Raw genomic sequence first — 13,417 nt, forward strand, 5'->3', positions numbered from 1 at the left:
AAGGGGTGGGTCAGCTCTGGGGTACGGGGGTGGGCTCGGCGGCCTCGTCGGCGGGGCGCTCGGTGGCGTCCTCCAGGACGATCCGGCCGATGATCTCGTACCGCTCGGGGCGCCTGGCCTTGAGGTAGAAGCCGAGGCCGAGGCCGCCGAAGAAGACCAGGCCGACGATCCAGGGGATCGCCTTGAAGAAGAGGGAGTCGGCGGCGAGCCCGGCCGCGGTCTCCATGTTCATGATCAGCAGCACGACGACGGCGATCATGCCGACCCCGCCGAGGATCGGGGCCGTGAGGGTCTTGAACCAGTGCCGGTCCTCGGGGTGGTTCTTGCGGAAGTAGCCGATGACGGCGAAGGAACAGAGCGTCTGGACGATGAGGATCGCCATGGTGCCGAGGATGGCGAGCAGGGTGTACAGGTGGATGTAGGGGTCCTGGCCGGTCAGCCAGAAGGCGGCGACGAGGGCCACCGCGATGGCGCTCTGCACGTACGAGGCGATGTACGGCGAGCCGTGCCGCGCGTGGGTGCGGCCGAGCGCCGGGTGCAGGAAGCCCTCGCGGCCGATGGCGTAGAGGTAGCGCGAGGCGCACTGGTGGAAGGCCATCCCGCAGGCGAAGGAGCCGGTGAGCAGCAGCCACTGGAAGGCGTCGACGGCCCAGGCGCCGATGAAGGTCTCGGTGGGCGCGAAGAACAGGTCGAGCGGCGAGGAGGAGGCGGAGAGCTTCACGGACCCGGCGAGCCCGTTCCCGGCGATCGTCATCCACGACACGTAGATGTAGAAGAGGCCGACGCCGATCACGGAGATCAGGGTGGCGCGCGGGATCACCCGCTTGGGGTCGCGGGACTCCTCCCCGTACATCGCGGTCGACTCGAAGCCGACCCAGGACCAGAAGGCGAAGAAGAGGCCGAGTCCGGCGGAGCTGCCGGTGAAGGCGTTCTTCGGGTTGATCGGCTCGACCGGGATGCCGTCGGGGCCGCCGCCGGCGATCAGGACGGCGGTGGCGACCGCGAAGAGCACCGCGATCTCGGCCACCAGCATCACGCCGAGCGCCTTGGCGGTCAGGTTGATGTCGAAGTACGAGAGGACGGCGGTGACGGCCAGCATGACCGCCGCGTACAGGATCCAGGGAAGGTCGACGCCGAGTTGGTCGGCGACGGTGGTCTTGGCGAAGTACGCGAAGACGCCGACGATCGACGCCTCGAAGACGATGTACGCGAGGACCGCGAGCATGCCGGACGCCATGCCGGCGATCCGGCCGAGGCCGTGCGAGATGTAGCCGTAGAAGGCGCCGGCAGCCGTGATCCGCTTGGCCATGGCCACGTAGCCGACCGAGAAGACGGTCAGGACGAGCGTCGCGAAGAGGTATCCGGCGGGCGCGCCGGTGCCGTTGCCGAAGCCGACGGCGATGGGGAGGTTTCCGGTCATCGCGGTGATCGGGGCCGCGGTGGCCACGGCCATGAAGACGACGCCGACAAGACCGACCGAATTCGCCTTCAGCCGGTGGACCTCTGGGGTGGAGTTCTCTGCCATGGCGCGAGAGCATCCTCGCGTGTGACACAGGCCACAATCGACATGCGGTCATACAATTCCCGCCACGACACGACGAGTTGTCGGCCAGGTGTACGAAGTGTCCGTTCCCGTAACCGTGGGGTGATGTCGCCGGAACACCGACGCGGGTAGCGTCCGGCCCCATGGACAATCAGGGCGGGATCACCGTGCAGCGGGCACTCGAACTTCCGGGCCTCCGCGGCGGACTCCCGGAGGTCGTCGCCGGCGCCGACCGGCTGCACCGCACCGTGCGCTGGGTGCACGCCGGCGAGGTGCCGAACATCGCCTCACTGCTCAAGGGCGGCGAGCTGCTGCTCACCACGGGCCTCGGCCTGGGCACCCGCCCGGCCGAACAGCGGGCCTTCGTCCGGCGCCTCGCCGACCGGGGCATCGCCGCGCTCGTGGTGGAACTCGGCCCCCGCTTCGCCCGGCTCCCGGCGACGATAGTGGAGACCGCGCGCACGGCCGGCCTGCCGCTCGTCCAGCTCCACCGCGAGGTGCCCTTCGTCGCCGTCACGGAGGAGATCCACACCGAGATCGTCAACGGCCACTACGCGCTCCTCCGCCAGGCCGAGGAGGTCCACCGGCAGTGCACGGAGGCCCTGCTCGGCGGCGGCGGAGTCCCCCAGGTCCTGCGCATCCTCTCCGACTTCGCCGCCAACCCGGTCTTCCTGGAGACCGCCGACGGCCAACTCCTCTACGCGGCGGGCACCGACAGCGCCCCCGCCGACCCGCTCCAGGTCTGGGACGGCCTGCGCGGCCAGCGCGCGGCCCGCGAATCCGGCCCGCCCACCGGCACCGTCCTCGTCGACGTGCCCGGCGGCGGCCCCGGTACGGCCTCGGTACGGGCCCGCCTGGTGCTCCTGGCGGTCGACGGCGCCCTCTCCCCCGTCCACCGGATGGCCGCCGAGCGGGCCGCCGGCCTCCTCGCGGTCGTCCTCATGCAGGCCCGCCAGGAGGAGGAGCTCGCCGCGCGCGGCCGGGGCGACTTCCTGACGGACCTCGCCGAGGGCCGGATCACCGCCGAGGCCGCCCCCGCCCAGGCCCGCGTCCTCGGCTTCAAACCGGGCGAAGGACCGCTGCTCCCCGTCGTCATGCGCCTCGCCTCGGAGCTCTCCCCCTCGGGCAACTGGGCCCTCCTCGCCCGCGCCGTCCTCGAAGAGCTCTCCTCCGTCGGCGTCCCCGTCCTCCTCGGCGTCCGCCCGGTGGAGGGCCGCGTCCCGCTGCTCCTCGGCCTGCGCTCGGAGTCGGAGCGCACGGCGGTCGCCGACCGGGTCGCGGCCGCCCTGCGCGCCGGCGTGGAACGGGCCGGTCTGGAACGCGCCGGAGTGCATCCGCCGGTCGTCGTCGTGGGCGTCGCCGGCAGCTGGGCGGCGGCCTCCGCAGGCCTCCGGCACGCCGCCGAGACCGCCACGGCCGCCCAGGGCCTCTCGGACCTCCCCTGGTACGACGCGCGGCGCCTCGACATCGACCTGCTCCTGTGGCGCCTCCACTACCACGGGGACACCGTGCTGCCGGCCTTCGTCGACCGCGCCATCGGCCCGCTGCGCGACCACGACCGCACGTCCCGCCCGCCGCTCCTGCCCACCCTGGAGACCTATCTGGCGCACGCGGGCCGCAAGGCGGAGACCGCCCGCGAGCTCCACCTCAACCGCCAGACGCTCTACAACCGCCTCGCCCGCATCTCCGAGCTCCTCGGCACCGACCTCGACGACCCGCAGACCGTCCTCGCCCTCTCCCTGGCGCTCAGGGCCCGCCGCCACACCTCCTAGGGGGTGGCCAGCTCGTCGTACACGCTCAGGACGTGCGCCACGGTCTCGTCCTCCGTGGGCCAGGACCCGGCCTGGACGCGCCCCGCCGCGCCCAGGTCCATCCGCCGTTCCACGTCCTCGAGGAGTCCGCGGACCGCGCCGGCCAGCGCCACCGCGTCCCCGTACGGCACCAGTTCCGCCGCGTCGCCGACGAGTTCGGGCACTCCCCCGACGGCCGTCGCGACGAGCGGGACGCCGAGCCTGAGGGCCTCCTGGGCGAGCAGCGAGCGGGCCTCCCAGCGGGACGGGAGGACGGCGACGTCGGCCGCGGCGAGCAGCTCGGCGACGTCCTCGCGGCGGCCGATGAGCCGCACCGCGAGGCCCTCCGCCGTGATCCGCCGCTGCAGGTAGGCCCGTTCGCGGCCCTCGCCGGCGATCACGAGCAGCGGCTGCGGGTCGAGGTCCCGCCAGGCCCGGGCCGCGTCGAGCAGCGTCCGGTACCCGCGGCCCCGTTCGAGCGCGCCGACCGCCATGAGCAACGGCCGGTCGACGGCGCCGAGTTCGGCCCGGGCCTTGCCGTCGTGGAGGCAGACGGGCCCGCGCGCGGGCGGCACGGTGACGGGAGCGAGCCGGGCGTCGCGGGCCCCGCGCCGCCGTGCCCGGTCGACGAGTTCGGAGGAGGTGGCCAGGACGACGGCGGCGGCCCGCACGGTCCGCCGCTCCAGGAGACGCTGGAGCCCGCCGCTCGCCCCGTCGAGGTGGCTGCGGCTGTGCCAGGTGGTCACCAGCGGCGGCCGGCCCTCGCCGGTCAGCGCGAGCGCGGCCCGCACGGAGGCCTGGAGGCCGTGCGCGTGGACGACGTCCGCGCCGATGGCGGCGTTGCGCAGCGCGGTGACGGCGGCGGGGTCGCCGAGCCGGGGCAGCGGCACGAAGTGCGCGCCGGCGCCGAGGTAGTCGTAGACGCGGTCGAGTCCCGCGGGGGCGCACACGGTCACCCGCACGCCCCTCGCCACCAGCCCCGAGGCAAGTGATCGGACGTGCGCGCTGCTGCCCGCGCTGCCGCCGCCCAGCACTTGGACCGTACGGAGCTGTGTCACGCGCCCAAGGATGCCAGGAGGTGCCCCCGACCGTACGCACGTTCCGACACCGAAGTGGCGTCGTTCCCTTGTGCGGAACGCGTCCGGCGTACGCGCCCGCCCCCACGTTTCACCCACTCGGGTGAGCGCGCGGAACGGCCCCGCGCGCCGGTCCCGTCAGGAGTCCGCCCTGGCCGTCGCGAGGAGCTCCTCGGCGTGCGCCCGGGCGGTTTCGGAGTCCTCCTGTCCCGCGAGCATCCGGGACAGCTCGCGGACTCGCTCCTCGCCCTCCAGGACCGTGACGCCGGACCGGGTGACCGAGCCGTCGTTGGTCTTCTCGACCAGCAGCTGCCGGTCGGCGAAGGCCGCGACCTGCGGAAGGTGGGTGACGACCACGACCTGCGCGCTCTTGGCCAGCTTGGCGAGCCGGCGGCCGATCTCGACCGCCGCCTTGCCGCCGACGCCCGCGTCGACCTCGTCGAAGAGGTACGTCGGCACCGGGTCGACCCCGGCGAAGACGACCTCGACGGCCAGCATCACGCGGGACAGCTCACCGCCGGACGCCCCCTTGGCGATCGGGCGCGGCGGGGCGCCCGGGTGGGGGGCGAGCAGCAGCTCGACCTCGTCGGCCCCGGACGGGCCGTAGGCGACCCGCCGGCCGCCGACCTCGACGCCCTCCGGGTCCTCGGCCTGGGTGATCGCGAACGACACGCGCGCGTGCGGCATGGCCAGCGAGGCGAGTTCGGCGGTGACGGCGGCGGCGAACCGGTCGGCCGCCTCCGTGCGGGCGTCGGTGAGCCGCTGCGCGAGGGCGGACAGCTCGTCCCGCAGCCGGTCCCGCTCGGCGGTCAGCTCCTCGATCCGGTCGTCGTCCCCGTCGAGCTCGCCGAGCCGGCCCGCGCTCTCCTCCGCCCAGGCGAGCACGGCGGCCGTGCCCTCGCCGTCCCTGCCGTACTTGCGGGTGAGCTGGGTGAGGGCCGCGCGCCGCTCCTCGACGGCGGCGAGCCGCAGCGGGTCGGCGTCCAGGTCGTCGGCGTACCCGGCGAGTTCGGTGGCCACGTCGGCCAGCAGGATGGAGATCTCCCCCATCCGGTCCGAGAGCGCGGCGAGGGCCGGATCGTGCGACCGTACGGCTTCCAGGGCCCGGCCCGCGCCCGCGACCAGGGTGGTCGCGTCGACGGACTCGGGGTCCTCGGGGTTGCCGGCGAGCGCGCCGTGCGCGAGCGCGGCGGCGGAGGCGAGGGCCTCGGCGTGCCCGAGCCGCTCGGCCTCGGCGGCGAGCTCGGCGTCCTCCCCGGGCAGCGGGGCGACGGCCTCGATCTCACCGAGCCCGAACCGCAGCAGATCGGCCTCCTGGGCGCGTTCCCTGGCCCGGGTGGTGATCTCCTCCAGCTCGCCCGTGACGGCCCGCAGCCGCTTGTACGCGTCCCCGTAGGCACCGAGCGGTACGGAGACGGCCTCGCCCGCGTACCGGTCGAGCGCGCCGCGCTGCCTGGCCGGCTTGAGCAGGCCCTGCTGGTCGGTCTGGCCGTGGACGGCGACGAGCTCGTCGGCGAGCTCCGCGAGCAGCCCGACGGGCACCGAGCGTCCTCCGAGGTGCGCACGTGAGCGCCCCTCGGCCGAGACGGTACGGCTGACGAGCAGCACGCCCTCGTCGAGCTCGGCCCCGGCCTCCTCGGCCCGTACGGCGGCGGGCGCGCCCGCGGGCACGCTGATCCGCCCCTCGACGACCGCCGAGCCCGCGCCGATCCGCACCAGTGCCGGGTCGGCCCGGCCGCCCAGCAGCAGCCCGAGACTGGTCACGACCATGGTCTTGCCCGCACCGGTCTCACCGGTCACCGCGGTGAAGCCGGGCGACAGCTCGACCACCGCGTCGTCGATGACCCCGAGCGACCGTATCCGCATCTCCTCCAGCACGCCCCAGACCATACGAGGTTTCCCGGGTCCGACGCGACATCGGCCCCGTCCGTAACCCTCCGGCGCGCCGATCGTTCAGTGCGGGGCGCCGCGCCAGCCGGACACGGGCAGCGCGAACTTCGCGACCAGCCGGTCCGTGAAGGAGGCGTGGTGCAGCCGGGCGAGCCGGACGGGCACGGCACCCCGCCGCACCTCGACCCGCGCACCGGCGGGCAGCTCCACGGTCCGCCGCCCGTCGCACCACAGCACCCCGTGCGGGGTGTGCGGCTCGACCTCGACGGCGAGCACCGACTGGGGGGTGGTGATCAGCGGCTTGGCGAAGAGCGCGTGGGCCCCGATCGGGACCATCAGCAGCGCCTCGACCTCGGGCCACACGACGGGCCCGCCCGCCGAGAAGGCGTACGCGGTGGACCCGGTCGGTGTCGCGCAGATCACCCCGTCGCAGCCGAAGCCGGTGACCGGGCGCCCGTCGATGGCGAGGACGACCTCCAGCATCCGTTCCGGGGACACCTTCTGCACGGCGGCCTCGTTGAGCGCCCAGTCGCGGTGCAGGACGTCGCCGTTCTCGTACACGACGACGTCGAGGGTCATTCGCTCCTCGACCTCGTACGCCTTCGTCACGACCCGGTCGACGACCTTGTCGAGGTCGTCGCGCTCGGCCTCCGCGAGGAAGCCGACGCGCCCCAGGTTGACGCCGAGCATCGGCACGCCGGAGGCGCGGGAGAACTCGGCGCCGCGCAGCAGCGTGCCGTCCCCGCCGAGGACGATGAGGAGTTCACAGCCGTCGAGCGCGTCGGAGCAGGCCTCGGGCACCCGCTCGACGGACGGCGGCAGCGGCAGGTCGGCTGCCTCGGCCTCCAGGACCCGGACGCCGATGCCGCAGCGCAGCAGCCCGAGGACGACCAGTTCGGCGCTGCGCACGGCGGCCGGCCGGCCGGTGTGCGCGAGCAGGAAGACGGTACGGGTTGTTGCCTCTGGTGCTGCTGCCGTTGAGCTCAACGAGGTCCTTCCGCCACGGCGCGGTCGACATCCGCCGGATCCAGCGCGGGCGCGCCCGCCCGCAGCCACAGAAAGTACTCGACGTTGCCGGAGGGACCGGGCAGCGGGCTGGCCGTGACGCCCAGGACGCCGAGCCCGAGTTCGCCCGCCCGGCGTGCCACGTTCTTCACCGCGTCGGCGCGGAGTTCGGCGCTCCGGACGACCCCGCCGGTGCCGAGCCGCTCCTTACCCACCTCGAACTGCGGTTTCACCATGAGGACCAGGTCGGCGTCGGGCGCCGTGCACGCCGCGAGGGCGGGCAGGACCAGGCCGAGCGGGATGAAGGACAGGTCGCCGACGACGAGGTCGACCGGGATTCCGTCGATCGCGTCGAGTGTCAACTCGCGTACGTTCGTACGGTCCTTCACGGTGACGCGCTCGTCGCTCTGCAGCGACCAGGCGAGCTGTCCGTAGCCGACGTCGACGGCCACGACATGGGCGGCGCCGGCGCGCAGCAGCACGTCCGTGAAGCCGCCCGTGGAGGCTCCCGCGTCGAGCGCGCGCCGGCCCTCGACCCGCAGCCCCTGCGGCACGAAGGCCTCGAAGGCGCCGGCGAGCTTGTGGCCGCCCCGCGAGACGTAGTCGGGATCGGAGTCGTCCTGGACGACGACGATGGCCGCGGCGGTCTCCACCTGGGTGGCGGGCTTGGTGGCGACGGTCTTGCCGACGGTCACCCGGCCCGCGGCGATCAGCTGGCTGGCGTGCTCGCGCGAGCGCGCCAGCTTCCGCCTGACCAGCTCGGCGTCGAGACGGCGGCGTGCCACTCCTGCCACGTTCGGTTCAGCTCCTGTTGTCGTGCGGACGGGGGGCGGGGTGCGCGTCGAGCGAGGTCAGCTCGTCGCGCAGCCCACGGTGTACATCCTCGTACACCGCCAGGTGTCCGTCCGCCGGGAGGTGGTCGACCTCGGCCAGCCGCCGGAGACCGGCGTCGACGGGGGCGTGCCCGGTGAGCTCCCGGTCCACGCCGAGCGGCGCCGCCGCGGCGGGCTCGTACGGCTCGTCGGCCGCCGGTTCTGAGGGGTCCGGGATCTCGTCGCTCATGCCCCGACGCTACCCCGAAGCCCTGCGGTACCGTCGACGGCGATGGCGACGATCACGGAGTGCCGCGATGCACTCGACAGACTTTCGGACAACCTCGCGCGCGCGGACGACGGCGTACGGGGTGCGGCCGCCCTCGACCGCACCCTGAGCTGCCACATCACGGACCTCGACACGACCTTCACGGGCCGCCTCGCGGACGGCCGGATCGAGGTCGTGGACACGGTGCCGGGCCCTCCGCCGGCCAAGGCGCAGATCCGGCTCGCGATGTCGGGCGACGACCTGGTGGCGATGGTGGGCGGCGAGCTGAACTTCGCGAAGGCCTGGGCATCGGGCCGGGTCAAGCTGGAGGCGGGTTTCCGCGACCTGATCCGGCTCCGCTCACTTCTGTAGCGCGGGCTCCTGCGCGGCGGGCTCCTGCGCCTGCGGCACCACGGTCCGCCGGGCGCGCGCCTTCCGCCCGGCGGGCACCACCAGCGGCGTGCCCGTCTCCGGGTCGTCGATGACCTGGCAGCGCAGCCCGAAGACCCGCTCGACCAGCTCGGCGGTCACGATCTCGGACGGCGGGCCCTCGGCGACGACCTCGCCGCCGCGCACGGCGATGAGGTGGGTCGCGTACCGCGCCGCGTGGTTGAGGTCGTGCAGGACCGCGACGAGCGTCCTGCCCTGCGTCTCGTGCAGCTCGGCGCACAGGTCGAGGACGTCGATCTGATGCTGGATGTCGAGGTACGTCGTCGGCTCGTCGAGCAGCAGCAGCGGGGTCTGCTGGGCGAGCGCCATGGCGATCCACACGCGCTGGCGCTGACCGCCGGACAGCTCGTCGACGTACCGCTCGGCCAGCTCGGCGACCCCGGTCGCCTCCATCGACTCCCGGGTGATCCGCTCGTCCTCCGGGGACCACTGGCGCAGCAGCCCCTGGTGCGGATAGCGGCCGCGGGCCACCAGGTCGGCGACGGTGATGCCGTCGGGTGCCACGGACGACTGCGGCAGCAGACCGAGGGTCTTGGCCACCTTCTTGGCCGGCATCGTCTGGATGGACTGCCCGTCGAGCAGCACCCGCCCGGCGCTGGGCTTCAGCATCCGGGAGAGGGCCCGCAGCAAGGTCGACTTGCCGCAGGCGTTCGGTCCCACGATGACGGTGAAGGAGTTGTCGGGGATCGCGACGGACAGATCGCGGGCGATGACCCGCTGCTCGTACGCGAGGGTGACCGATTCCGCGCTCAGCCGCTGCCCCTGCTCCATGCCCGTGCTCCTGATGTCCGCCAACCCCGAGAGAGTTAGGTTAGCCTACCCAACTTTCCCTTGGCTGCCCCCTCCCGTCCTCCCTGAAGGAGGGCACGGAGCCCGCCGGAGCGACCTCACATCCCCAGCCGCGCCAGCGCCTTCCCCGCGTCCGGCACACCCGCACCCGGCTCGTCCGCCGCCGACCAGGCGGCCCCGCACAGCGCCCGTACCGCGTCCATCACGTCCGCGCCGTCACCCTCACGCCCGTCCAGGACCAGCTCACCGCCGGCCACCGACGCCCGCCACCCCCCGCACAGGAAGCCGCCGTCCGCGTCCACCCCGACCTCGGGCTGCCCCACGAGCAGCCCCCGCAGATCGGCCGACACATACGTCGGCCGGTGCTCCGGCACCGCGGCGAGCAGCTGCGCCACGTCCGTCACCCCGGTCAGGACGAGCAGCGAGTCCACTCCGCCGTTGAACGCCCCCTCGATGTCCGTGTCCAGCCGGTCCCCGACCACCAGCGGCCGTTTCGCCCCGGTCCGCAGCACCGTCTCCCGGTGCATCGGCGGCAGCGGCTTCCCGGCGACCTTCGGCTCGAAACGGTGGCCCGTCGCGATCCGCACGACCTCCACCGCCGCCCCGTTCCCCGGCCCGATCCCCCGCGCCCCTGGAATCGTCAGATCCGTGTTCGACGCGTACCAGGGCACCCCGCGCCCCACCGCGTAGGCCGCCTCGGCGAACCGCGCCCACGGCATCCCCGGCCCGCCGTACCCCTGCACGACGGCCACCGGCTCGTCGTCCGAGGACTCCACCGGCACCAGGCCCCGCTCCCGCAGCGCCGTCCGCAGCCCCTCACCGCCGATCACCAGCACCCGCGACCCGGCCTGCACGTCGTCCGCGATCAGCCGGGCCACCGCCTGCGCGGAGGTCACCACGTCCCCGGGCTCCGCCGGCACCCCGAGCTCGGTCAGATGCGCCGCGACCTCGTCCGGCGTCCGCAGCGCGTTGTTCGTGACGTACGCCAGGTGCATGCCGCCGCCACGCGCCACCCCGAGCGCCTCCACGGCGTGCGGCACGGCCTCGCCACCCGCGTACACGACACCGTCCAGGTCCAGGAGCGCCGTGTCGTACGCCTCGCTCAACGGCACCGCGCTGCCGCCCGGCCGACTTCCGCCGCGCTGTCCCTGGCCGTTCCGCATCGTCACCGCTCACTCCTCGCTTCACCGGGTGAAATTCCCCCGCTCCCCCGATCATCGCGCATGGCCACCGCCCACATACGATGACGAGATGAACACCTCAGGTCACGCGGCCGCTGACGTCCGCGACGACGCCGGAGGGCTGCGCCTGGCCCCGTTCCGCGGACTCCGTTACGTCCCCGAGCGGGTCGGCAGCCTCGCCGCCGTGACGTCTCCCCCCTACGACGTCGTCGTACGACCTGACGGACTGCTCCATCTGGAGTCGGCCGACCCCCACAACATCGTCCGGCTGATCCTCCCGCAGGCCATCACCGCCGGCACCCGCCACCGCAAGGCCGCCGTCACCCTCGACCGCTGGCTCGCCGACGGCATCCTCGCCCCGGACCCCGAACCCGCGCTCTACGTGTACGAGCAGCACGGCGACGGCATCCTCCAGCGCGGCGTCATCGGCGCCCTGGAGCTCTCCACCCCGGACGCCGGCATCGTCCTGCCCCACGAGGACGTCATGCCGCACGTCGTCGAGGACCGCGCCGCCCTCATGCGGACCACGGCCGCCAACCTGGAACCGCTGCTCCTCACGTACGTCGGCGAGGAGGGCGGCGGCGCCGACGCCGTCATCGAACGCACGGTCCTGCGCGAGCCCCTGCTCTCCACCACCACCGAGGACGGCTTCCACCACCGCCTCTGGTCCGTCACCGACCCCGCGGAGCTCGCCGCCATCGGCGGCGACCTCGCCCGCCACCAGGCCCTCATCGCCGACGGCCACCACCGCTGGGCGACCTACCTGCGGCTGCGCGAGGAGCACACCGCGCCCGGCCCCTGGAACTACGGCCTGGTCCTCCTCATCGACACGGCCCGCTACCCGCTCCGCGTCCGCGCCATCCACCGCCTCCTCAACCGCCTCCCCGTCGCCGACGCCCTCGCGGCCCTCGGCGACTCCTTCCGGGTACGCCGCCTCGAACGCCCCCTCCCGGTCGCCCTGGAGGCCCTGGAGGCCGCCACCGCCGACGGCAACGCCTTCCTCCTCGCCGGCGACGGCGCCTTCCACCTCGTCGACCGCCCCGACCCGGCCCTCCTCGAACGCACCGTCCGCACCGACCGCCCCCACGCCTGGCGCACCCTCGACGCGACCGTCCTCCACTCCACCCTCCTGGAGCACGTCTGGCACATCCCCGACGCCCCCGAGGACATCGCCTACATCCACGACACCCAGGCCGCCGTCGACCAGGCCGAACGCCGCGGCGGCACGGCCGTCCTCATGCACCCCGTACGCGAGGACGTCGTCCGCGACCTCGCCCGCCAGGGCGTCACCATGCCCCGCAAATCCACCTCCTTCGGCCCCAAGCCCGCCACCGGCCTCGTCCTCCGCAGCCTCGCCCTGGACTGACCCGGCCCCCAAACGAAAAAGGGCGGTACCCCCACCGGGGTACCGCCCTTTCTCACCGCTCAAGCACGTCAGCCCTTGTCGCCGCCGCGCTCGTCGTCGTCCTCGTCGTCGTCCTCGTCGTCGTCCTCGTCGAGCTCGACATCCTCGACACCGGCCTCGTCGAAGTCGCCGTCCAGGTCGCCGTCGACGTCACCGTCCGCCTCGACGTCATCCGACTCGTCCAGGTCGTCCGAGTCGTCGAACGCGTCGACGAACTCGACACCGTCCATCTCCGCCAGCCGGTCCGACGCGTCCGTGGCGCCGTCCTTGTCGGCCTCCAGGGCCTTCGCGAACCACTCCCGCGCCTCGTTCTCACGACCGGCGGCGAGCAGCGCGTCGGCGTACGCGTACCGCAGACGCGCGGTCCACGGGTGCACGGCGCCGGAGGCGAGCTCGGGGCTCTGCAGCGTCACGATCGCCGCGTCGAGCTGCCCCAGGTCCCGGCGGGCACCGGCGGCCACGAGCCGCATCTCGACCTGACCGGCCTTGTCCAGCTTCTGCACCTCGGGCTCGCCGGCCATCGCCAGCGCGCGCTCGGGCCGGCCGAGGCCACGCTCGCAGTCGGCCATGACGGGCCACAGCTCGACGCCACCGCTCATCCGCCGCGCGGCCCGGAACTCGGCCAGCGCCTCGGAGTACTTCTGCGTCGCGTACGCCGCGAACCCGGCCGCCTCACGCACGGCCGCGACACGGGACGCGAGCCGCAGCGCGACCCTGGAGTACCCGTACGCCTGCTCCGGGTCCTCGTCGATCAGCTGCGCGACCATGACGAGGTTGCGCGAGACCTCCTCGGCGAGACCCTTCGGCAGGCTCATCAGCTCCTGCCGCACATCCGGGTCGATCTCCTCACCGGTGACCTCCGGCGGGATCGGCAGCCGCTTGATCGGCGCCCGGTCGCTCCGCTCGCGGTCGAAGTCCCGACCCCCACGGTCGTCCCGTCGCCCGTACCCACCACGGTCGTCCCGCCCACGGAACCCGCCACCACGGCTGTCGTCCCGACGGAACCCACCGCCGCCGCGCCGCTCGCCACCACGGCTGTCCCCACCACGGTCATCACGGCGGAAGCCGCCACCACGCTGGTCGCCACCACGGTCATCGCGACGGAAGCCACCGCCCCGGTTGTCGTCCCGACGGTCATCCCGCTGGTACGAAGGCCGCTCATCCCGACGGAACGACGGACGCTCATCCCGACGGTCATCCCGACGGAA

Annotated in this window: 12 protein-coding genes; 3 read left to right on the forward strand and 9 right to left on the reverse strand. The window is 73.7% G+C overall.

Translation table 11 applies throughout. From position 1 onward, the window contains the following. Window positions 1-10: 10 nt before the first annotated feature. On the reverse strand, window positions 11-1,525 hold the full coding sequence (locus tag ACZ7G1_RS24760) for an APC family permease (RefSeq protein ID WP_470875445.1): 1,515 nt from the start codon (window positions 1,523-1,525) through the stop codon (window positions 11-13). A 161-nt stretch (window positions 1,526-1,686) separates the two neighbouring features. Here ACZ7G1_RS24760 and ACZ7G1_RS24765 point away from each other — a divergent pair, with 161 nt between their 5' ends. Then, the gene (locus tag ACZ7G1_RS24765; RefSeq protein WP_470875443.1) at window positions 1,687-3,315 is read left to right on the forward strand and encodes a PucR family transcriptional regulator; all 1,629 of its coding nucleotides are present in this window, start codon (window positions 1,687-1,689) and stop codon (window positions 3,313-3,315) included. Here the strand turns inward: ACZ7G1_RS24765 and ACZ7G1_RS24770 are convergent. The 5 genes from ACZ7G1_RS24770 to ACZ7G1_RS24790 all read right to left on the reverse strand — a co-directional run bounded on the left by ACZ7G1_RS24770 (window position 3,312) and on the right by ACZ7G1_RS24790 (window position 8,366). Beyond that, a complete protein-coding gene (locus tag ACZ7G1_RS24770; RefSeq protein ID WP_470875442.1) occupies window positions 3,312-4,391 on the reverse strand; it encodes a glycosyltransferase family 4 protein in 1,080 nt (359 codons plus the stop codon). The two genes, ACZ7G1_RS24765 and ACZ7G1_RS24770, sit on opposite strands and share 4 nt — an antisense overlap. Window positions 4,392-4,547: 156 nt before the next feature. Further along, window positions 4,548-6,299 carry a DNA repair protein RecN gene (gene recN, locus ACZ7G1_RS24775; RefSeq protein WP_470875440.1) on the reverse strand — a complete coding sequence of 584 codons (1,752 nt, stop codon included), beginning with the start codon at window positions 6,297-6,299 and terminating at the stop codon, window positions 4,548-4,550. A gap of 63 nt (window positions 6,300-6,362) precedes the next feature. Next, the gene (locus ACZ7G1_RS24780) at window positions 6,363-7,286 is read right to left on the reverse strand and encodes an NAD kinase (RefSeq protein WP_470875439.1); all 924 of its coding nucleotides are present in this window, start codon (window positions 7,284-7,286) and stop codon (window positions 6,363-6,365) included. Continuing rightward, window positions 7,283-8,098 carry a TlyA family RNA methyltransferase gene (locus ACZ7G1_RS24785; protein WP_470875438.1) on the reverse strand — a complete coding sequence of 272 codons (816 nt, stop codon included), beginning with the start codon at window positions 8,096-8,098 and terminating at the stop codon, window positions 7,283-7,285. Before ACZ7G1_RS24785 ends, ACZ7G1_RS24780 begins: the two co-directional genes overlap by 4 nt. A 7-nt stretch (window positions 8,099-8,105) precedes the next feature. Continuing rightward, window positions 8,106-8,366 carry a hypothetical protein gene (locus ACZ7G1_RS24790; protein ID WP_470875436.1) on the reverse strand — a complete coding sequence of 87 codons (261 nt, stop codon included), beginning with the start codon at window positions 8,364-8,366 and terminating at the stop codon, window positions 8,106-8,108. Between the two features lie 42 nt (window positions 8,367-8,408). On the opposite strand from ACZ7G1_RS24790, the gene ACZ7G1_RS24795 reads away from it, so the two are divergent. Beyond that, a complete protein-coding gene (locus ACZ7G1_RS24795) occupies window positions 8,409-8,756 on the forward strand; it encodes an SCP2 sterol-binding domain-containing protein (protein WP_470875434.1) in 348 nt (115 codons plus the stop codon). On the opposite strand, the gene ACZ7G1_RS24800 is transcribed toward ACZ7G1_RS24795, so the two are convergent. Beyond that, window positions 8,745-9,605, reverse strand: coding sequence for an ABC transporter ATP-binding protein (locus ACZ7G1_RS24800; RefSeq protein WP_470875432.1), 861 nt, complete (start codon window positions 9,603-9,605; stop codon window positions 8,745-8,747). The genes ACZ7G1_RS24795 and ACZ7G1_RS24800 overlap by 12 nt on opposite strands. Before the next feature lie 116 nt (window positions 9,606-9,721). After that, complete coding sequence (locus ACZ7G1_RS24805) at window positions 9,722-10,786, reverse strand: HAD-IIA family hydrolase (RefSeq protein ID WP_470875838.1); 1,065 nt, start codon at window positions 10,784-10,786, stop codon at window positions 9,722-9,724. A gap of 88 nt (window positions 10,787-10,874) precedes the next feature. Between ACZ7G1_RS24805 and ACZ7G1_RS24810 the strand changes: the two genes are divergently transcribed. Beyond that, entirely contained in the window at window positions 10,875-12,170 is a 1,296-nt protein-coding gene (locus tag ACZ7G1_RS24810; protein ID WP_470875431.1) for a DUF1015 domain-containing protein, read from the forward strand. Window positions 12,171-12,238: 68 nt separating this feature from the next. Here ACZ7G1_RS24810 and ACZ7G1_RS24815 read toward each other — a convergent pair whose 3' ends face one another. Then, window positions 12,239-13,039: a tetratricopeptide repeat protein gene (locus ACZ7G1_RS24815; protein WP_470875429.1), complete on the reverse strand. Its 801-nt coding sequence runs from the start codon at window positions 13,037-13,039 to the stop codon at window positions 12,239-12,241. Window positions 13,040-13,417: the final 378 nt, after the last annotated feature.

The sequence above is a fragment of the Streptomyces sp. NPDC037273 genome (assembly GCF_055603625.1).

What these genes read in the sequence shown, in the direction of transcription:
- ACZ7G1_RS24760 (WP_470875445.1), bottom strand. Translation starts at nt 1,525, where the DNA reads ATGGCAGAGAACTCCACCCCAGAGGTCCACCGGCTGAAGGCGAATTCG.
- ACZ7G1_RS24765 (WP_470875443.1), top strand. Translation starts at nt 1,687, where the DNA reads ATGGACAATCAGGGCGGGATCACCGTGCAGCGGGCACTCGAACTTCCG.
- recN (WP_470875440.1), bottom strand. Translation starts at nt 6,299, where the DNA reads ATGGTCTGGGGCGTGCTGGAGGAGATGCGGATACGGTCGCTCGGGGTC.
- ACZ7G1_RS24790 (WP_470875436.1), bottom strand. Translation starts at nt 8,366, where the DNA reads ATGAGCGACGAGATCCCGGACCCCTCAGAACCGGCGGCCGACGAGCCG.
- ACZ7G1_RS24795 (WP_470875434.1), top strand. Translation starts at nt 8,409, where the DNA reads ATGGCGACGATCACGGAGTGCCGCGATGCACTCGACAGACTTTCGGAC.
- ACZ7G1_RS24800 (WP_470875432.1), bottom strand. Translation starts at nt 9,605, where the DNA reads ATGGAGCAGGGGCAGCGGCTGAGCGCGGAATCGGTCACCCTCGCGTAC.
- ACZ7G1_RS24805 (WP_470875838.1), bottom strand. Translation starts at nt 10,786, where the DNA reads ATGCGGAACGGCCAGGGACAGCGCGGCGGAAGTCGGCCGGGCGGCAGC.
- ACZ7G1_RS24810 (WP_470875431.1), top strand. Translation starts at nt 10,875, where the DNA reads ATGAACACCTCAGGTCACGCGGCCGCTGACGTCCGCGACGACGCCGGA.